Source organism: Streptomyces sp. NPDC020875 (assembly GCF_040641415.1).
Lineage (GTDB): Bacteria > Actinomycetota > Actinomycetes > Streptomycetales > Streptomycetaceae > Streptomyces.
The window spans coordinates 116055-136116 of the sequence record NZ_JBFADP010000007.1 but is presented as its reverse complement, the minus strand read 5'-3'; the positions used below and the strand labels follow the sequence as shown (position 1 = coordinate 136116).

The window sequence follows — 20062 nt, the reverse complement described above, 5'->3', positions numbered from 1 at the left end:
GCCGCCGGAACACGGTGCCACCGCCGGTGAACGGTCTCAGGAGGCCGTACGCCCCCGGCCGCAGAACTCCGCCTCCAGTACGGCGTCCTCCAGCCGCTGTTCGCCCCAGTCCCCGTTCCGGTTGAGGGTGAGCACATGGCGGCCGTCGCGGGTCGCCGCGGCCCGGGTGAGGGAGCCTGGCACCTGGCCGCCGTGGCCCCAGACGGTCACCCCGCAGGAGAGCCGGTCCGAGCGGATGCCCAGTCCGTACGCGGCACCCGACCGCTCCCCGTCGCGGCCCGGCCCTCCACCGGGACCACCGGGACCACCAGGGGCTTCGGGGCCGCCGATCGGGATCCCCTCCAGCATCCGGGCCAGTTGACCGGCGGGGAGGAGCCGGCCGCCGAGCAGGGCCGCGTAGAACCGGTTCAGATCGGCGGTGGTGGAGATGATCTCCCCGGCCGCCCCGGCGACCGAGGGATCGAACCGGGTGACGTCGTGGATCCGCGCGCCCGGATCGTCCGAGTAGAGCCGTGAGTAGTGCCGGGCGTGCGGCCGGGGCACCTCGGGGGACGTACCGGGCACGGTGGTGCCGGAGAGCCCCAGCGGCCGGATGATCCGCCGTTCGATCTGGGCCGCGTAGTCGTCGCCGGTGGCCCGCTCGATCACCAGGCCCGCCAGGACGTAGTTGGTGTCGGAGTACGACCAGCCGGTACCGGGCGGGAACTCCGGCGGATGGGAGAGCCCGATCCGGACCAGTTCCCCGGGGGTCGCCCCGTCGTACCGGTGCTCCAGGAACGCCTCCCCCGTGAACCGGGCCAGGAAGCCGGGGTCCCGGTTGTAGCCCGGGATGCCGCTGGTGTGGTTGAGCAGTTGCCGCAGGGAGACCCGCCGCCCGTCGTGGCCCCGGCCGCGGACCACCCCGGGCAGCCACTTCTCGACACTGTCGTCGAGGCCGAGTACGCCCTCCGCCTCCAGCTGGAGCAGCACGGTGGCGGTGAAGGTCTTGGTCGGGCTGCCGATCCGGAACCGCTCGTCCGCGCGGCGCGGCTGCCCGGTCCGCCGGTCGGCGGTCCCGGCCGTCCCGGTCCAGCGGACGGACCCGTCGGTCACCCGGGCCAGGGCTCCCGGCGTCCCGCCCGTCACGATCGCGTCCAGCGCGGCCCGGGTCGCGGGCCGGGTGTCCCCGGCCCCGGCAGCCGGATTCCAGGAATCCGTACCGCCGGACCGGCCCCTGTCTCCCGCCGCTCCCGCCTCCCCCGTCGACAGTGCCAACACCAATGCCCCCGCCATGGCGAGCAGTCCGGCCCGCCGTCGGCGGTCGCGCCGCTCATGACGGCGCCGCCGTGCCCGTAAGAAGGTCCCCGGATCGTTCCCCTCGCCCATATCGGCCATCTCCTGCCCCTTGATCGGTCGATGCCCCGGACCGGCCCGCACCGGGCGGACCGGACCCGTTTCCGGCAGTCAACCGGCGGCGGACGCCCGGGACATCGGGGATGTCCACGAGAGGGATGGGGGCTCAGCCCCGAACCTTCCCCGGGCCGGAAGCCGCCCCCGCCCTCAGGGATATCGGCCCGTCCCCGGCCCCGGCACTGTCCCCAGCGCCGGACCCGGCTTTGGACCCGGCGCCACCGGCGCCGTCCCCGTAGAGCCGCCGTACGGGCAGACTGACCAGCACCTCCAGACCGCCGCCCGGGCGCGCGGTGACGGTCAGTTCGCCGGCGTGGGCGGTGGCGACCGCCCGGACGATCGACAGCCCGAGCCCGGCGCCGCCGTCCGAGCGGGTCCGGGCGCCGCTGCCCCGGACGAAGGGCTCCGGCAGACCGCGCGCCTCGTCGGGGGCTATCCGGCGGCCGGTGTTGACGACCCGTACGAACGCCCCGGCGGCGGAGGTGCCCGTGGTCACCGTGATCTCCCCGCCGGGGTGGTTGTGCCGGACCGCGTTCTCCAGCAGATTGCCCACGGCCCGCTCCAGCAGAATCGGCTCCCCCGCGACCGGCGCCGCCGCCAGATCGCTTTCGAGCGTGATCCGGCGGCCGGCCGCCGAACCTGCCGCGCGGTCGGCGGCGTCCGCGGCGATCCGGCGGAGATCGAGCGGTACGGGCACCAGCGCGCCCGCCCGGCCCCGGGCCAGTACGAGCAGCCCGTCGAGGGTCCGCTGCCCTTGGGCGACCGCGTTTCTGATGTCCTCGGCCATGGTGAGGAGTTCGTCCCGGGCCGGATCGCCGTCAAGGGTGACGTCCACGGCGGTACGGATCGTCGTCAGCGGCGTGCGCAGTTCATGTGCCGCGTTGGCGGCGAACATCCGCTGGCTCTCCAGGATCCGGCCGCGCTCCACCACCCCCCGCTCGACCCGGTCGAGCATGTCGTTGATCGTCCGGGCCAGGGCCGCGAGTTCGTCGTCGGGGCGGCGGACCGGCACCCGGTCCGCCAGATTCTCCGCCGAGAGCCGCCGCGCGGTGGCGGCGACGGTACGGAGCGGACGCAGCACCCGCCCGGCCAGGAACCAGGCGAGTACCGCGGTCAGGACGGTGACCACGACGAGCGCCGTTGCGGCCTGTGTGATCAGCTCGGAGAGGGCGTCGGCCCGTATCCGGCGGCCCGCGTCGGCGAGTTCGTCCCGGCCCGGCAGCCGGGGCAGATCCGCACCCGACACCACGGGACCGCCATCGGCATCGGCAGGCGCAGGAGCAGGAGCAGGCGCAGGGGCAGAGGCACCGGCTCCGGGCGTGCCGGTGGGCCCCGCCGACGGGGGCCCCGCCCGGTCCACCCGTACCACCCAGCGGTGTTCCAGATTCCGCCGGACCAGCAGAAACGTCAGCGCGCTCAACAGCGCCCCCGCCACCAGAACCAGCCCCGTGGAGAGCAGGGCGAGCCTGCTCCGGGCGGTCAGCCGGACCCCGACGGCCCGCCCCCACCGCCCCCGGCCGGCCCCCGGCACGGCCCGGTCCTCCCCCGCCGCCGGACGCCCCGGACCGTCACGCCCGCTCACGGCCCGGCCCGTCACGGCGGTGCCAGCCGGTAACCCGCGCCGATCACCGTCTCGATCAGCCGGGGCTCGCCGAGCTTCCGCCGCAGCGTCCCCACGGTGATCCGTACGGCATTGGTGAACGGATCCGCGTGCTCGTCCCACACCTTGTCGAGCAGGGTCTCGGCGCTCACCACGGCACCGTCGGCGGCCAGCAGCCGGACCAGGATCCCGAACTCCTTCGGCGTCAGCCGCAGCAGCCGCCCGGCCCGCTCCGCCGTCCGCCGCGCGGGGTCCACCACCAGATCACCGGCCCGCAGCACCGGCGGGCTCGCCGGGGCGCTGCGCCGGGCCAGCGCCCCCACCCGCGCGACGAGTTCGGAGAACGCGAACGGCTTGCCCAGATAGTCGTCGGCGCCCAGGGCCAGCCCGTCCACCCGGTCCTCCACCGCGTCCGAAGCGGTCAGCATCAGCACCCGCGACCGGCCCTCCCGGGCGAGCCGACGGCAGACCGTGTCCCCGTGCACCCCCGGCAGATCACGGTCGAGCACCACCACGTCGTACGGCACGACCGCGCACTTCTCCAGAGCCGTCCGGCCGTCGTGCGCGACATCGACCGCACAGCCGTACTTCCGCAGCCCGGCCGCGACATACCCGGCCAGCGGCTGTTCGTCCTCGACCAGCAGCACTCGCATATCGGCAGCATGGCAGTGCCCGTATATGGCGGTCGTATGGCGCAGCGATCGGTTCCGGACACACCCCGGCGCGTAGACATCCGGGCATGACTCGACACTCTCCAACAAGAGGCGGACGGCCGCCCCGGGAGCTGCGCACCGGTGGCGCGCTGGACCGGTTCGTCGCGGAACGGGCCGCCCGGGACGCCTTCTCCGGGACCGTGCTGCTGACGCTCCGGGGGCGTACCGTCCTGGCCCGCTCCCACGGCGCGGCCGACCGGGCGCGGCGGGTGCCCATCGGCCCCGGCACCCGGTTCGCCCTGGCCTCCACGGCCAAGCTGTTCACGGCCGTCGCGGTCCAACAGCTGGTCAGACGGGGCGAGGTGGTCCACCACGAGCGGCTCGGCACGTATCTCGACGGCCTCCCGGCCGCGATCGCGGACGTCACCCTCCATCAGCTGCTCACCCACACCTCGGGCCTGGGCGACTACCGGGCCACCGAGGAGTTCCGGGCCGGGGCCCGGGTCTGGGCGTCCTCGGCCGAACTGCACGAGGGCATCGCGGCGATCATCCGGGCGTCCCCCCTGCGTTTTCCCCCAGGCACCCGGTTCCACTACAGCAACTCCGGTTACGAACTGCTGGGCGCCCTGGTGACCCGGGTGTCGGGGCGGCCGTACCCCGACTACATCCGGGAGCACGTCTTCGGCCCGGCGGGGATGACCGCCACCGGCTGGTTCACCCGCCCCCGCTGGGACGCCGATCCGGACTTCGCCCGCCCCTATACCCGCCGCCCCTCCGGGGAGCGGGCCGACGTCCTGGCCGAGAAGCCGTTCGTCGGCACGGCGTCGGGCGACGCGTTCTCCACCGCGCGGGACATGGCCCGCTTCGGCCGCGCCCTGGCGGACGGCGTCCTCCTCGGCTCCGCCCACACCCGGCACTTCCTCAGCGGCAGACTGGCGCTGCCGCCCCGGCCGGACGGCCCCGGCGGCACCGGCCCGGTGCCGGAACTGGCCTTCCAGGGGTACGGGCCGCACGCGATCCTCACCGGCGGGCAGTGGGTGCTGCGGCACAGCGGCGGCAGCGCCGGAACCGGCACCTCTTTAGAGGTCCACCCCGATAACGGCTGGGTCTCCGTGGTGCTCTCCAACCACGACGTACCGGAGGTCCTGCCGATCGTCGCCGAGGCCCGTCGGCTGATCACCGCCGACCGGCCCGGACACCGTCCCCGAACCGACCGCAGGAGCCCCCGTCCATGACGCCACGAACCGAACGAACCGAACAGCCCGAACGGCGCCTCGCCCGGCGTTCGGTGCTCGGCGCGCTGGGCGCCGGGGCCCTGGCCGCCGGAGCCGCCCTGACGACCGGCGCGGCCCCGGCCAAAGCCGGCCTACCCGCCGCCGCGCCGACCGCCACCGCCCGGACGCGCCGGGACGCGCCGCATCCGGATCTGCTGCCCGGCGGCGCCCTGGACGCCTTCGTCGCCGACCTGGCCGCCCGGGACGTGTTCTCCGGTACGGTCCTCGTCGCCCGGGACGGCAGGACGGCCCTGTCCCGCTCGTACGGCACGGCGAACCGGGAGACGGGCCTGCGCAACGGGCCCCGTACCGTCTTCGGCCTCGCCTCGGTCACCAAGTGCCTCACCGGGCTCGCCATCGCCCGGCTCGCCTCGCGCGGGCTGGTCGGATTCCACGAGCGGCTGGGCACGTACACCGACCGCTTCCCGGCCGCGATCGCCGATACGACCCTGCACCAGCTGCTCACCCACACCTCCGGCATCGGCCGGCCACCGGTCGGCGGTGGCCCGCCGCAGACCTGGAACGGCGTCGAGGAGACCGTCGAGAACACCCTGCGGATCATCGGCTCGACCCCGCCCCGGTTCGCCCCGGGCACCCGGTTCGGCTACAGCAACGACGGCTACTGGCTGCTGGGCGCCGTCGTGGCCGCCGTCTCCGGCCGGTCCTACTACGACTACGTCCGCGAGGAGATCTTCACCCCGGCCGGAATGACCGCGTCCGGCTTCCTCACCCGGCCCGACGTACGGAGCAGGACCGATGTCGCCCGCCCTTACTGGTCCCGCCCGTCGGGCGGCGAGCGGGTCGACTTCACCACCACCCCGGCCTTCGGCTTCATCGGCGGCCCCGATTCCGGCGCCTACTCCACCGCGCCCGACCTGCTGCGACTCGCCGAGGCCGTCCGCGCGGGCACCCTGCTGCACCCGGCGTACACGGAGCTGATCACCACCGGGAAGGTGCCGGTTCCGCCGCGAGGCGCCGACACCCCGGCCGGGGAACGGGAGTACGCGGGCTACGGCTTCCACGAGTTCGTCACCGCCGGCCTGCGGCTCTACGGCCATCCGGGCGGCGGCCCCGGCACCGCCACCAATATCGATATCGACGACGAGTCCGGCTGGACGGTGATCGCACTCGGCAACTACGACACCGGCACCGCGGCCGTCGCCCGCCGGGCCCGGGAGATCGTCGCCGGGGCGGCATCGGCGTAACTCCGGCGCGTACGGGCACGACAGCGCCGCCCGGCCCCGTCTCCACGGACCCGGGCGGCGCGCCCCGTAACTCTGCCGCGTACGGCCCAGGGCGTGTTTCGAAAGTAGCGCCGTCCGCCCGAAGGGCGGGCCCCGCGGCGTCTGGTGCGTGCGATCGCGATGGCGGTGGGGGTCCCCCCGGCGAAGCCAGGGGGCGGTCGTCCTCGTACTGGGCGTACTCGGACGATCCCGACAACGCAGCGTGGGGGTACCGCCCGGGCCGCCAGGCCCAGGGGGAGGGCGTGCCAGGCGTCGCGGGGCAGGCGGGACTTTCGAAACACGCCCTGCGGGCCTACCGGCCGAAGTAGGCGTCGTACACGGTCACGCTCCCCTTGCCGCCCCGGGTGTCGGTGACCTCGCCGCGGAGGGCGACCGACTTGCCCTCGGCGGGGTTCCGTACGGTCACCCGGCCGTCCCTGACGGGGACGTCGTGCCAGGTCGCTCCCGCGTCGTAGGAGACGGAGACCGCGAGCGACGCCAGGCCGGAGCCCGCCGCCGGGCCCTGCACGGTGACCGGGAAGGTCGACGCGCGGCCCGCCGGAACGGATCCGTCCAGACCGGTCGAGGCGCCGAACCTGACCATGGACAGCGGGATCCGGGTGCTCTCCTCCTCCGGCGTCCGGGCGCTGCGGAAAGTCCACGAACCGTCGATCCGGGTCGAGGTCCGGTCGACCGCCGGGCTCCGCCGGACCGAGGTCGTCAGGGTGTACTCGGCCTCCTCGGGCGCGAGGCCGGGGAAGCCGTCCGAGCCCTCCAGCGCGTCCTCGATCTCACCGATCCTGGTGGTGCCCCGGTAGAGCGCCGTCTTCGCCGAGGTGTGCGCGGACCAGCCCGCGTTGCCCGGGCCGTCGGAGAAGAGCGGCACCTCGGCCCAGAGGTCGTCACCCGCCCGCTTGACTCCGCTGAACTCGTGCGTCAGCGGCGAGTGGACCCCCGTCCCGACCATCGTCACCTGGCGGGTCGTACCGGGCCGGAAGTGCCGGACCGGGGAGTCGTAGCCCGCCTCGTAGGAGCCGTCGGCGCCGAGCCGCATCACGTTCAGGGCCCAGGCGTTGACCTTCCCGGCGGTGGCGACGTAGTGGGTGCGGCTGCCCGGCAGCTTGTACGGGTGGTCCGAGTCGGAGGACATTCCGTCGAGGGCGGAGACCACCGCGGAGACCGCCTTCTTGCCCTTGACGGTCGAACCGGTGAGAGCGGAGACCCGGGCGAAGTCCGCCCGCCGGAACGTCGAGCTGTGGCCGTTCGAGAGCCGGTCCACCACGCCCCCGGCCGCCGCGTTGTACTGGCTCCCGGCGCCGCTCCCCCACTGGGCGTTGAAAGACTCGTGGAGGGTGACACCGGTCGGCCGCGCCGGGCCGAGCTGTGCGATCCGGTAGTTGTCGAAGACACCTACGAACTCGGTGGAGCCCACCATCCGGCGGCCCTTGCTCACCTCGTACGTGGCCCGGGCGTCGGTCATCGGGACCCCGGCGTCCGGGGCGCTCATCCGGACCTGCTTGGCGAGCCTGGCGTCGACCTCGACGGTGGTGTCCCTGGTCAGAGCCAGCTTGGGGTGGACCAGCCGGTCGATGGAGAACCCGGCCGGAGTCTCGGCCTCCCGCATCGCGTTCAGGACGTACTCGCCCTTCGGCAGCCGGAACTTGACCGTCGGCCTGCCCTCGCGGTCGAAGGCACCGGCGTCGGCCACCCCGCTGAGCTGCCCCAGATAGGAGACGAACTGGTTGCTGGGCTTTCCGTCCGGGCCCTTGTAGTTGAGCGTCAGATCGTACGACTCGACCTCGCGGTCCACGGCGGCCGCGGTCCGGACGGTCTGCCCGCCGCCGGTCGCGACGACGGCCGCCGTGTAGGCGCCCTCGTTGTCGCCGCCGATCCTGGTGTCGGCCGTCACGGGGACGGTGGCCGTACCGCCGCGGGGCACGGTGACCCGGTCGGCGCCCAGGGTGAAGAACCCGGCCGGGGCGGGCCGCCCCTGCGGGTCGAGGCCGCGGATCGTCAGATCCAGGGTGACGGGCTGGTCACCGAGGTTGCGGTAGGTCACGTTCTTGGTGACGGGCCGGTCGTCGGTGTGCGGCCAGTTCTGCCGCCCGAAGGAGACCGACGACTCGTCGGAGACCACGGTCTGGGCCAGCGCCCGGTCGACGGCGATCCGGCCGGTGCCCTGATGGAACGCGGAGTGACCGCCGTCCTTCGCGGACGCGGTCAGTACCGACTTCAGCCGGGTACCCGACCAGTCGGGGTTCCGCTGCTTCAGCAGGGCGGCGGCGCCCGCGGCGTGCGGGGTGGCCATCGAGGTGCCGGAGATCGTCAGATAGCCCTGCGGGCTCTCCCCGTTCTGCCGGGCGAGCAGGCTGTCCCGGGCGGCGGCGGCCGTGATGTCCACACCCGGCCCGGTGACGTCCGGCTTCACCGCGCCGTCGCCGACCCGCGGCCCGACACTGGAGAAACCGGCCATCGCGCCGCTGTCGTCGACCGCGCCGACGGTGAGGGCGGCGTCAGCGCTGCCCGGGGAGTCGACGGTGCCGGGCTGCGGCCCCGAGTTCCCCGCCGCGACCGCGAACAGGACCCCCTTCTCCTTGGTCAGCTGGTCGATCCGCAGCTCCAGCGGATCCTGCCCCGGCGAGTCCTGGCCACCGAGGCTCATATTGATCACATCGGCGCCCTGCGCGACGGCCCAGTCCATGCCCGCGAGGATCCCGGAGTCCGAACCGCTGCCGCCGTCGTCCAGCACCTTGGCGCTGAGGACGGTCGCCCCCGGCGCCACCCCCTTGAACTTCCCGTTCGAGTGGGCCCCGGTACCCGCCGCGGTCGCCGCGACGTGCGTCCCGTGCCCGTGCCGGTCCACGGCGTCGGGCGAGTCGGAGAAGTTGCCCGCCTTCTCGACCTTCCCCCGCAGATCGGCATGGTTCGCGTCGACACCGGTATCGAGTACGGCGATCTTGACGCCGGTCCCGTCGTACCCGGCCTCCCACGCCTTCGGCGCGCCGATCGCGCCGACACTGGTCTCCAGATTCACTGTCCGCACCGCGTCCAGCCAGACCCGCGCCACACCCGGCGCGGTCCGGGCCGACACCTCGCCCTTCACGGTCCGGGTCAGCGCCGACCACAGCGCGCCCGCGTCCCGCTCCGCGACGGTCACGGCATCCGCGTTCAGCGACGACAGGGTCCGCCGCACCTCCGCGTCGGCCCGTACGCCCTTACGCGCCGAGACCTCGGCGGCACCCTCGTAGGCGACGATGACCTTGAGCCCGTCGCGGTACGCCCGCCGGCTCTCGACCCGGCTGAGCGCCGTCACGTCGAACAGCCGCCGGTCCACGGTGCCCCGGGCGATCAGCCGCTCGGCGTCGACCGGGACGACATAGGTACGCCCCCGCTCGGTCCAGGTCCGTACGGGTATCCTCGCCCGCCCCTCGCCGCGCTCGACGGCGGTGACCCGGCCCCGCCCGTCGACCGCGACCCGGTCCCCGGTGATCAGCGTGACCCACCGGCCCCCGCCCGCACTCCCGCCGACCGCGCTGCTCCCGGTTCCGCTCCCGCTCCCGCTTCCGCCGGTTTCGGCGACCGCGTTCGTACTGCCCATCCCCGCGACAAGTGCCGTCGCCACGAGACCCGTGACGACATGTCTGGTGGAGAACAAGGTGACTCCCTGCTCCGCGGGGATTCGGACGCGGTACCGGAAGTGGCCCCGCTCCCCACTCCCACCCGATGAGAGTGATCAAGACCGGTCCACGTTGTCGCCGCCCGCGCCGATGGCCGAAACCCACCGGTCCGCGGGGTCAGCCCAGCGGTCCGCCCGCGATGGAATCCCGACAAGCCGGACAGTCCTCCGAACAGCGGGTGAGCCCCGGCTCCGCGACCAGGGCCGACACCACGGACGCCAGGGTCTCCCGTACGGGGTGGGCGGCCCAGCGGGCGGCGCCCACCGTGGTCGTACGGACGCCGGACCGCAGCCAGGGCTCCAGCCGGTGGAAACCCTCCGAACAGGATCCGACCTCGACCATCGCGACCCCGCCGTCCTCCGTCCGGGCCCAGCGGCGGAACAGCCGGCGCCCGGACCGCTGCTCGGCGAGATGGATCACGGTCATCCGGTTGAGTCCGACGCCGATGAGGAGACTCCGCCCGTCCCGGTCGGCCAGAGCGCGCAGCGGGGCATAGACGTCCTCCGGGCCCTGACCGCGTACGAGACGCTCCGCGTCCGGCCCGAAGGCGGCGAACGAGTTCAGCGGATGCCGCCCCCGCCTCGCCCCGGTCCTGGCGATCAGCGCGGCCGGAAAGGCACCGAGACGCGGGTTGACCAGTCCGCAGTCCGGGGTGAAGACGGCGGGCGCGGGCAGGGACTCACCCGGCCGAGGCCGGTCGTAGTCCACTCCATTGCGGGCCGGCCGCATCGACGGCGGCGGGGCCACTTCGAAATGGGGCTCGGTGAAAGCGGGTACGAGCACGGTGCAGCCCCGGCCGACGAGGGCGTCGATCAGGGCGTCCGCGCCTCCGTCGAGCGGTGCCCCGAACGACCGCAGGGCGGCGTGGACCAGAACGGGCCGACCGGAGAGACCGATCTCGCCCACCGCCCCGCTCAACTGCTCCTTACCGATCATCGAACTCCTCCTCGTCATCGGCCCGGCTCCCGGAGAACCTGTCGGCACGGGGTTCAGGCCACATGGCGCACTTCCAAGGTCTCACCGCGCCGGAGCGCCTCAAGGGCCCGCGAGACGGCGACGGTGTCGGGGTGGCCATCGCCCAGTGCTTCGTACCTCCGCGCGAGCACGCTCCGGAAGATCCGCTCGGCCTCGTCCGCCCGGCCCTGGACGGCGAGGGTCCAGGCGAGTTCATGGCGGGTGGTCAGGGTCTCCGGGTGGTCCTCGCCGAGCACCCGCAGCCGGGCCGCGTACACCGCCCGGTAGAGGCGCTCGGCACCGGCGCGGTCGCCGCCCTTCAAACGAGTCCAGGCCAGCTCGTGCCGGCTGGCCAGAGTCTGGGGGTGATCGGCGCCGAGTGTCCCGCACCGGTCGGCGTGGACCTGGTCGAGCGCGGCGGCGGCCTCGGCGTACCGCCCCTGGTTGGCTACGGCCCAGGCGAGTTCATGGGCGGTGGTCAGGGTCTCGGGCGCGCTCGGGCCGAGGACGGACCGGCGAGCGTCGAGCACCAGGCGGTAGGCGTGCTCGGCCTCCGTCCAGCGTTCCCGGCAGGCGGCGATCCACGCCAGCTCGTGCCGGCTGGCGAGGGTGTCCGGGTGGTCGGCGCCCAGGACCCGCAGCCGGGCCGCGTACACCTCCCGGTAGAGGAGCTCGGCAGCCGCCCTGTCGCCCTGGAAAGAGATCTGCCAGGCTCGTTGGTGCCGCAGGGCGAGTACGGCCGGATGGTCGGCGCCCAGGGGGCCGGTGTGCTCCAGGCCGGTGAGACAGAGCTGGGCGGCCGAACGGTGCGCCCCCTCACGATCGCCCGCGCGGGCGGCGTCCGCCGTGGCCTCCGCGAGGGCGGCCAGCAGCGGCGGGCGCAGCCGGGAGGCGACGGTCCGGTACAGGGCGCCCAGGTGCGGCGTGAGCCGACGGTAGTGGGGCCAGTCGTCGGGCTGGTCCATCCGTAATCGTCCGAAGGCCGCCAGCAGGAGTTCCACCGCGGCTGCCGGTATCGCGTCACCCGGGGTATCACCGGGGTCCCGGGGCGGACCGAGATGGATCCGGCTGATGTCTGCCACCACCGGATGGACGGTCAGCCCCGCGGAGCCGCCGGGTCCGGGGTTCGCGGTCAGCAGCCCCACGTCGACCAGTCCCCGCAGGGCCTGTTCGACGATCAGCTCCGATCCGGCCGGCCACACCGGCCCGGGCGAACGGGTGTCGAGGACGTCCCGGGGTACGGGCACACCGGACTGGTAGCACGACAGCAGCCGCAACAGCGGGCGGGCGGCGGGGACTCCCCGGCGTTCCAGAGCGTCGAGGGAGATCTCCCAGGTGAACGTCACCGTGGCCCGGGGGTCCGCCCGGGGATCCGGGTCCCCGGGCCAGCCGTCGGTCGGACAGGACTCCAGGAGGGAGCGAAAAGCGGTGAAGGTCGCCCTGCGGGCGACACCGGAATGCAGATGGGTCCCCGCCAGCTCCAGGGCGAGCGGCAGCCCACCGAGACGGCGGGCGAGCCCCACCGCCGCGTCGTGGCCGCCCGCGCCGGGAGCCAGGTCGGTGAGGAGCAGGGCACTGTCGCTCTCGTCGAGCGGGGGCAGTGACAGCACGGTCGCGTGCCCGCCCCAGGTATCGGCCCTGGTGTGCCGGGTGGTCACCACGACCAGCCCGCGCCCGGCCGGGCGCAGCCAGCCCGGCCCGGTGAGAACCCCGGGGTCGTCGGCCTCGTCGAGGACGAGGAGCCACCCCGCGGGAACCCGGCCCAGTACGTCCCAGAAGCGGTCGGCGGCATCGCCCGAGCCCCGGGCCAGCGCCTCCACATCGCCCCGCCGGGCACCCGCCCGGCGGGCGACGGTGACCAGCCCCGCGGCAAGAGCGGCCGGATCCCCCGCGTGCACCCACCACACCCCCCGCTCCCGCCTCCGAAACGGGCCCCGGGACCCGAGGGTCCCATGGGCGAGGGCCGCGGCCACGGTCGACTTCCCGATACCACCGGGCCCGGCGATGACGACGACGCCACCGCGCCCACGCCGGATCCGCCTCCGAAGGGTACGAAGCAGCCGGTCCCGCCCCCGCACGGCACGCGGCGGCAGGGCGGGCGGATGGACGGACGCCCCGTCCGGCTCAGGAGGGTACGGCCCACCCGCCCGCGCCGCCCCGTGCAACCGCAACTGCCGCCAGGCGACACCGAGCCCGAGAAAGGTCCCCGCCGTGCCGGCCATCGCCACGATCAGCTCAGCGTCCATCGCTCCCCCTGAGGCGACCGCTACCGGATCCCGTCGTACGAACGGCATCCATCCTGACGCACCGGCGCCCCAGGGAACACGGCCCGGACCGCCGGATCTCTCCCCGGCTCCCACCGGACAATCCGAACGCGTCCGGCTCCGGAAACGAAGAAACCCCGGGTCGGATGAGATCCGACCCGGGGTTCGAACGAGCCGCCTTCGGGATTCGAACCCGAGACCTACGCATTACGAGTGCGTTGCTCTGGCCAACTGAGCTAAGGCGGCAAGCCGCGACGGCGTAGTGCGTCCCGCAGGAGAACACTGGCATCGGCAGCGGTGCTGAGTCTACAGGGTTCCGGTGGGTGCCCCGGACCATCCCGGCTCCGACCTGGGGGGACGGGGTGGGGGCGGGGGTCAGCGGCAGCGTTTGCCGTCCTGGGGGGCTTCGCCTTCGAGGAGGTAGGTGTTGATCGCCGTGTCCACGCAGTCGCTGCCGCGGCCGTAGGCCGTGTGGCCGTCGCCGTCGTAGGTCAGGAGGCGGCCGGAGGAGAGCTGGGACGCGAGGGCGCGGGACCACTTGTAGGGGGTCGCCGGGTCGCGGGTGGTGCCGACGACCAGGATCGGGGGGGCTCCGTCGGCGGTGACGCGGTGGGGGGTGCCGGTGGCGGGGGTGGGCCAGTAGGTGCAGTTCAGGGCCGCCCAGGCGAAGTTCCGGCCGAAGACCGGGGAGACTCGTTCGAAGTCGGGGAGCGCCGTGTGCATCTCGGCCTCGCGGGAGAAGGCGGGCGGGGCGTCCAGGCAGTTCACGGCCGCGTTGGCGAACATCAGATTCGAGTACGTGCCGTCCGGGTCCCGCTCGTAGTAGGCGTCGGCGAGGGCCAGCAGGGCCTCGCCCCGGCCGTCCATCGCGGCGGAGAGCGCCGCACGGAGCCGGGGCCAGGCCGCCTCGTCGTACATCGCGGCCAGGACTCCTGTGGTGGCCAGGGATTCGCCCAGCTCACGGCTCTGGCCGGTGGGGACGGGGCGCTGGTCGAGGTCGGTGAAGAACTTTTTCAGGTGCTGTCCGGCGGCCTTCACCGACGTACGGCCCAGGGGGCAGTCCTCGCGGGCCACGCAGTCCTCGGCGAACGACCGGAACGCCGTCTCGAAGCCCTCCGTCTGGTCCAGGTTGAGCTGCCGGGCCGAGAGCGACGGGTCCATCGCCCCGTCCAGGACCAGCCGGCCGGTCCGGGCCGGGAAGAGTTCGGCGTAGATCGTGCCCAGGAAGGTGCCGTAGGAGGCGCCGACGTACGTCAGCCTCGTGTCGCCGAGGGCCGCCCGGAAGATATCCATGTCGCGGGCCGTGTTGGCGGTGGAGACATGCGGCAGGACCTTGCCGGACTTCTTCTCGCAGCCGGCCGCGAAGTTCTTCAGGGCCGTGTGGAACGCCGACGCGTCCGGTGCCGTGTCCGGGGTCTGGTCGACCTGGGTGTGGGCGTCCATCGCCTTGCCGTCGAGGCACTCCACGGGCTCGCTCCGGGCCACGCCCCGCGGATCCATCGCGACCATGTCGTAGCGGGCGCGGACGGGCGCGGGGTAGCCGAGGGCCGCGTACGACTGGAGGAAGCCGACCGCCGAGCCGCCCGGGCCGCCCGGGTTGACGTGCAGGGAGCCGAGGCGGGAGCCGGGGCCCGTGGCCTTCTTGCGGGCCACGGCCAGCTCGATCGTCTCGCCGCCGGGTGCGCCGTAGTCGAGGGGGGCCTTGAGGGTGGCGCACTGGAAGCCGGAGGTGCCGCACTTCCGCCAGGACAGCTTCTGGCCGTAGAACGGCTTCAGCTCCGCCGACGGCGACGACCTCGCCCCCTGGCCCGACCCTCCGGCCGGGGCCGCCGACGCTCTGTCGCCGGTGCCCGGGCCGGTGCAGCCGGAGAGCAACAGGCCCGTGGCTGCCAGCGCGAGAGCGGAACTGCGGAGCAAACGGCGATGGTCCATTCCCGGAGCCTAGGCGACGAACCTCTCGTATCGGACCCTCGCGCCGCCGCCGTACGGCTCGTAAGGGTGAATCGCGGTGGGACTGGCCCGGCCCGGGAGTCGTGGGCGGTACGTCCGGGAAGGCGCGGGCCCCGGCGGGGGTACGTCAGCCCGCTCTCAGCGACATCGTCATCGCCTCCACCGCCAGCAGCGGCGCCACATTCGCCCCCAGCGCCTCCCGGCACGACAGGACCGCCTCGATCCTGCGCAGGGTGGCCTCGGGGGTGGAGTCCCGGGCGATCCGGTCGAGGGCGTCCCGGACGTCCGTGTTCGCGAGGGCGAGACCGCTGCCGAGCTGGAGCGCCAGAACGTCCCGGTAGAAACCCGTGAGATCGCTCAGCGCCAGATCGAGGCTGTCCCGCTGCGTCCGGGTCCGGCGCTTCTTCTGCCGGTCCTCCAGCTCCTTCATCGCCGAGGCCGTACCGCGCGGCATCCGGCCGCCCTGGGCGGCGCCGAGCGCGGCCCTCAGCTCCTCGGTTTCCCTGGTCTCGACCTCGTCGGCGACCTGCTTGGCGTCCTCGGCCGCAGCGTCGATCAGTTCCTGGGCGGCCTTGAGGGCGGCGCCGACGTCCGCGACCCTGAGCGGGAGTTTCAGTACGGTCGCCCGCCGCGCCCTGGCCCCCTCGTCGGTGGCCAGTCTGCGGGCCCGGTCGATATGGCCCTGGGTGGCCCGGGCCGCCGCCCGCGCGGCGTCGGGCTCGATGCCGTCCCGCCGGACGAGGATGTCGGCGACCGCGTCGACCGGCGGCGTCCGCAGCGTCAGATGGCGGCAACGGGAGCGGATCGTCGGCAGCACGTCCTCCTGCGAGGGCGCGCAGAGCAGCCAGACCGTGCGGGGCGCGGGCTCCTCCACGGCCTTCAGCAGCACATTGCCCGCGCCTTCGGTGAGCCGGTCGGCGTCCTCCAGGACGATCACCTGCCAGCGCCCGCCGGCCGGGGAGAGCTGGGCCCGGCGGACCAACTCCCGTGTCCCCTTGACGCCGATCGAGAGGAGGTCCGTACGGACGACCTCCACATCGGCGTGCGTCCCGACCAGGGCCGTATGGCAGCCGTCGCAGAATCCGCAGCCCGGAACGCCGCCGAGCGCCCGGTCGGGGCTGACGCAGTGCAGCGCCGCCGCGAAGGACCGGGCAGCGGTGGCCAGGCCCGAGCCGGGAGGCCCGGTGAACAGCCAGGCGTGCGTCATCTTGGACGCCTCCGGCGGAGCGGTGCCATCCGCCTCGGCGGTCACCAGCGCGTCGGCGTCCCGCGCGGCGGTCGTGAGCTGCTCCGCCACCCGGTCCTGACCGACGAGGTCGTCCCATACCGTCATACGTCACCCGCTCCTTCCCGGGCCCGCGGCAACGGACACGATCATGCCCGCGGCGCCGGTCCCGGGGGGTGGTCCGGAACCGTGCCGCGTGGTTCTCATTGTGGCGGGCGGGTGTGACAACGCGGGAACCCGCACGTCAGCGGCCGGGCGGGGGTGGCGCGGCGGGGCGGACGCCTGCCGACCCCCGGGACCGTGCGCCCCGCCCGTACCGCTCAGTGACCGTACGGCTCAGCGCTTGCCGCGCGGACCGCCCCGGCCGCCCTTGCCGCCGCGTCCGCCGGGCTCGTCGCCCTCGTCGCGGTGTGCCCCGAAGAGTTCGTCGGCGAGCGTCGGCAGATCGTCCATCGGCGTCTCCTCCGCCCAGTCGGGACGGCGCCGGGCGCCCTTGGCGTCGTCCGCCGCGCCGGAGCCGCCGTCACCGGGGTCGACCAGCGGAAGCTCCCGCGTACGGTCGTTCGGTCCGACCTCGCCGTCGGGAGCGGCGGAGGCATCCGGTCCGGAACCGGCACCAGTACTTGTGCCGCCGTCGCCGTCGTCCTTGCGGAAGATGTCCTGCGGTACGCGGTCGGCGGGCGAGTCTCCCCGTACGGGCGGAAGTACGGCGGTCTCGTCCACGTCCCGGACCGGCGGCAGGACCGCCGTCTCGTCGGCGTCCCGGACCGGCGGCAGGACCGCCGTCTCGTCCGTGCTCAGGGCCACCGGTCCCTCCGCGTGCCCTTCCGGCGGCGCGACCTGCGGGATCTCATGCGTCTCGTCGTCCGGCCGGACGATCGGCGTCGGTACGGTCACCTCGTTCGCCGAAACCGAAGCCGCGTCCGAAGCCGAAGCCGCGTCCGAAGCGTCATCGGACGACGGCACGGGAGGCGGCACCGGAAGCTCCGTCGTACGGGTCTCCGCCCGGCGCCTGGCCTCCTCCGCCGCCTGCTCCTCGGCCCGCCGCCGCGCGTCCGCCTCGACCTTCGCCGCCGCCGCGCGGACCGCCTCGGCCTCCGCCAGCAGCCGCGCCGCCTCCAGCTCGGCCGCCTGCCGGGCCTGCTCGGCCTTGATCAGCGCCTCTTCCGCCTTGCGCTGCTTCTCCAGCCGCCGCTCCTCGGCTTCGGCCCGCAGCCGGGCCTGTTCCTCGGCGAGTTTGCGGAGCCGTTCCTGCTCCTCGCGGTGGGCCTTCTCCTCGGCCTCCCGCCTGCGGCGCTCCTCCTCCGCGAGGCGACGGGCCTCCTCGGCGCGCTGCCGCGCCTCCTCGGCCTGCCGTTCGGCCTCGCGCTGCCGCGCGGCCTCCTCCTCGGCCTTGCGCCGTGCCTCCTCCTCGGCGCGCAGCCGGGCGAGCTGTTCCTGACGCTCGCGTTCCAGCCGTTCCTCCTCGGCCTTGCGGGCGGCCTCTTCCTCGGCCTTCCGCCGGGCCTCTTCCTCGGCCGCCCTGCGGGCCTCCTCGCGGGCCTTGATCTCGGCCTCGGAGAGGGGCAGCATCCGGTCGAGCCGGTGCCGTACGACGGTGGTGACGGCCTCGGGCTCCCGGCCCGCGTCCACGACCACGTACCGCCCGGGGTCGGCGGCGGCCAGCGTCAGGAACCCGGCCCTGACCCGCTGGTGGAACTCGACCGGCTCCGACTCCAGCCGGTCCGGGGCCTCGGTGAACCGCTCGCGCGCGGTCTCCGGCGCCACGTCCAGCAGCACCGTCAGATGCGGAACGAGTCCGTCCGTCGCCCAGCGGGAGATCCGGGCGATCTCCGTCGGCGCCAGATCCCGCCCGGCGCCCTGGTAGGCGACCGAGGAGTCGATATACCGGTCGGTGATCACGACCGCGCCCCGTTCGAGGGCGGGCCGGACCACGGAACCGATGTGCTCGGCGCGGTCGGCGGCGTACAGCAGCGCCTCGGCGCGGCTGGTCAGACCGGCCGACGAGACGTCGAGCAGGATCGAGCGGAGCCGCTTGCCGACGGGCGTGGCGCCCGGCTCGCGGGTGACGACGACCTCGTGGCCCTTGGCCCGGATCCAGGTGGCGAGCGCCTCGACCTGGGTGGACTTCCCGGCCCCGTCGCCGCCCTCGACGGCGATGAAGAAACCGGTCGGCGATACGGCCTGCTTCGGGTCGGCGCCGCGCCGCAGCGCGTCCCCGATGTCCCGGCGCAGCGGTACGCCGGACCGGTCGTCGCCCTTGGCGAGGACGACCGCGGCGACCGGCAGCAGCAGCGCGCCCGCCAGCATCAGCGTGAACGCGGCGCCGCCGTGCGCGAAGACGACATCGCCGCTCGCCAGCCGGTGCGGTCCGATGGCGGCGGCCACCAGGGGCGCCACCAGCGCGCCCAGGGCGATCGCGACCCGGGCGACGGCCTGCAGATGGTCCGTCATCCGGGCCCGCCGGGGCTCCTCGGTCTCCTGGTCGATCAGGGCGTGCCCGGTGGCGGCGGCGACCCCGGCCGCGTATCCGGCGGTCAGGGCGATGAAGAGGACGGTCGCCGTGTCCGGCACCAGTCCCATCGCCAGCAGCGCGACACCGGTGACGGCGACGGCGATGGCGAGCAGCCGGCGCCGGGAGAGCGCGGGCAGTACGCCGCGCGCGGTCCGGATCCCGAGACCCGTACCGCCGGTCAGGGCGAGGACCAGCAGCGCGTAGGCGGCGGGGCCGCCGCCGAGGTCGTAGGCGTGGAGTACGGAGACGGCGACGGTGGCCGCGATCGCGGCGGCGACGGCCGCGCAGGCGAGCACGAACAGGGGTACGGCCCCGGTCCTGCCCTTGTCGGTGACCCGCCCGCCGTCCGGGCTTCCGGCCGCGAGCGGCCTGCGCAGCCCCTCCAGCGGGGAGCGCGGCCGGGGCGTCCGGCCGCCCGGCAGCTCGACGGCCCAGAGCATGGAGGCGGACGCGGCGAAGAGCCCGGCGGCGACATACGAGCCGAGGGCGGCCGGGTGGGTCTCGAACCAGCCGGAGCCCAGGCCGATCAGTTCACCGACGAGTACGGCGGCCAGCAGTACGGCGGCCCCGGCCGGGATCACCGCGAAAGAGGTACGGAGCCACAGCCCGCGCAGCGCGTCGAGATGGTCCGGCAGCGGGCGGACGGCCGCGCCCTCGGGCGGCGGTGCGGGCAGCAGGGCGGGCGCGGCGCCGTCCCGAGCCACGGTCCAGCAGCGTTCCGCGCCGCCGGTGACGAAGACGGTCACCAGGAGGAGCAGGGTCGCGTCGGCGGGGGTCCAGTCGATCCACAGCGGCGCGACGATCAGCAGGGCGAGCCGGAGCCCGTCCGCGCCGAGCATGGTCCAGCGCCGGTCGAGCGGGCCCGGGGGCGTGGTGAGCTTGGTCAGCGGGCCGAGGAGCACGGCCCCGAACAGGACCGTACTGAGGGCCCGTACGCCGAGTACGGCGGCCACGGCGAAGGCCGCGCCCCGGTACCCGTCGCCGAAGGTGCCGTCGGAGATCGCCGCCTGAAGGGTCAGCAGAACGAGGACGAGGAGCGCCACGGTGTCCGCGACACCGCCCGCGATCCGCGCGTGCCACAGCCGTCGCAGCGACGGGACTCTCAGCAGGGCGCGCAGGGCGCGCTCCCGGGAGTCGGCGGCGAGTGCGTCGTCGGGGCGGATGCCCTCGGGGCCGGTGGGGTCTACTGCGGTCGAGCCCTCGGCAGTCTCTGAGTCGGCGCTCTCGACCGCCTTCGGCTCGGCTGGCTGCTCGGCTCGCGTCATCCGCCCAGCCTAGCCGGACGGCCACCACCCCCGGAGTCGCGCCCGAACATATGACCGCCCGGGGTGCCGCGCG

General features: G+C 74.3%; 11 protein-coding genes and 1 tRNA gene. 2 read left to right on the top strand and 10 right to left on the bottom strand.

The features are described from left to right. Positions 1 to 36 precede the first annotated feature (36 nt). From AB0G74_RS06270 to AB0G74_RS06260, 3 genes are all read right to left on the bottom strand, one after another. Complete coding sequence (locus AB0G74_RS06270) at positions 37 to 1272, bottom strand: serine hydrolase domain-containing protein (RefSeq protein WP_361141354.1); 1236 nt, start codon at positions 1270 to 1272, stop codon at positions 37 to 39. A 226-nt stretch (positions 1273 to 1498) separates the two neighbouring features. Next, positions 1499 to 2920 (bottom strand): HAMP domain-containing sensor histidine kinase, encoded by a 1422-nt coding sequence (locus AB0G74_RS06265; RefSeq protein ID WP_361141274.1) that lies wholly within the window; start codon positions 2918 to 2920, stop codon positions 1499 to 1501. A 62-nt stretch (positions 2921 to 2982) separates the two neighbouring features. Further along, positions 2983 to 3642 (bottom strand): response regulator transcription factor, encoded by a 660-nt coding sequence (locus AB0G74_RS06260; protein ID WP_361141272.1) that lies wholly within the window; start codon positions 3640 to 3642, stop codon positions 2983 to 2985. Between the two features lie 86 nt (positions 3643 to 3728). Here AB0G74_RS06260 and AB0G74_RS06255 point away from each other — a divergent pair, with 86 nt between their 5' ends. Together AB0G74_RS06255 and AB0G74_RS06250 are read left to right on the top strand one after the other, a co-directional pair. Next, positions 3729 to 4877: a serine hydrolase domain-containing protein gene (locus AB0G74_RS06255; protein WP_361141270.1), complete on the top strand. Its 1149-nt coding sequence runs from the start codon at positions 3729 to 3731 to the stop codon at positions 4875 to 4877. Then, positions 4874 to 6121: a serine hydrolase domain-containing protein gene (locus tag AB0G74_RS06250; protein WP_361141268.1), complete on the top strand. Its 1248-nt coding sequence runs from the start codon at positions 4874 to 4876 to the stop codon at positions 6119 to 6121. Before AB0G74_RS06255 ends, AB0G74_RS06250 begins: the two co-directional genes overlap by 4 nt. Before the next feature lie 331 nt (positions 6122 to 6452). Here the strand turns inward: AB0G74_RS06250 and AB0G74_RS06245 are convergent, their stop codons facing one another. The 7 genes from AB0G74_RS06245 to tmk form a co-directional block, all read right to left on the bottom strand. Beyond that, a complete protein-coding gene (locus AB0G74_RS06245; RefSeq protein WP_361141266.1) occupies positions 6453 to 9794 on the bottom strand; it encodes a S8 family serine peptidase in 3342 nt (1113 codons plus the stop codon). Positions 9795 to 9933: 139 nt separating this feature from the next. Then, the gene (locus AB0G74_RS06240; protein WP_361141264.1) at positions 9934 to 10752 is read right to left on the bottom strand and encodes an AAC(3) family N-acetyltransferase; all 819 of its coding nucleotides are present in this window, start codon (positions 10750 to 10752) and stop codon (positions 9934 to 9936) included. A 53-nt stretch (positions 10753 to 10805) separates the two neighbouring features. Then, a complete protein-coding gene (locus AB0G74_RS06235; RefSeq protein ID WP_361141352.1) occupies positions 10806 to 12992 on the bottom strand; it encodes a tetratricopeptide repeat protein in 2187 nt (728 codons plus the stop codon). Positions 12993 to 13206: 214 nt separating this feature from the next. Next, positions 13207 to 13280 (bottom strand) — tRNA-Thr (locus AB0G74_RS06230). 129 nt (positions 13281 to 13409) lie between these two features. Further along, positions 13410 to 14966: an alpha/beta hydrolase gene (locus tag AB0G74_RS06225; RefSeq protein WP_361141262.1), complete on the bottom strand. Its 1557-nt coding sequence runs from the start codon at positions 14964 to 14966 to the stop codon at positions 13410 to 13412. Between the two features lie 145 nt (positions 14967 to 15111). Next, a complete protein-coding gene (locus tag AB0G74_RS06220; protein ID WP_361141260.1) occupies positions 15112 to 16317 on the bottom strand; it encodes a DNA polymerase III subunit delta' in 1206 nt (401 codons plus the stop codon). A gap of 228 nt (positions 16318 to 16545) precedes the next feature. Next, on the bottom strand, positions 16546 to 19989 hold the full coding sequence (gene tmk, locus AB0G74_RS06215) for a dTMP kinase (protein WP_361141258.1): 3444 nt from the start codon (positions 19987 to 19989) through the stop codon (positions 16546 to 16548). Between the last annotated feature and the right edge of the window lie 73 nt (positions 19990 to 20062).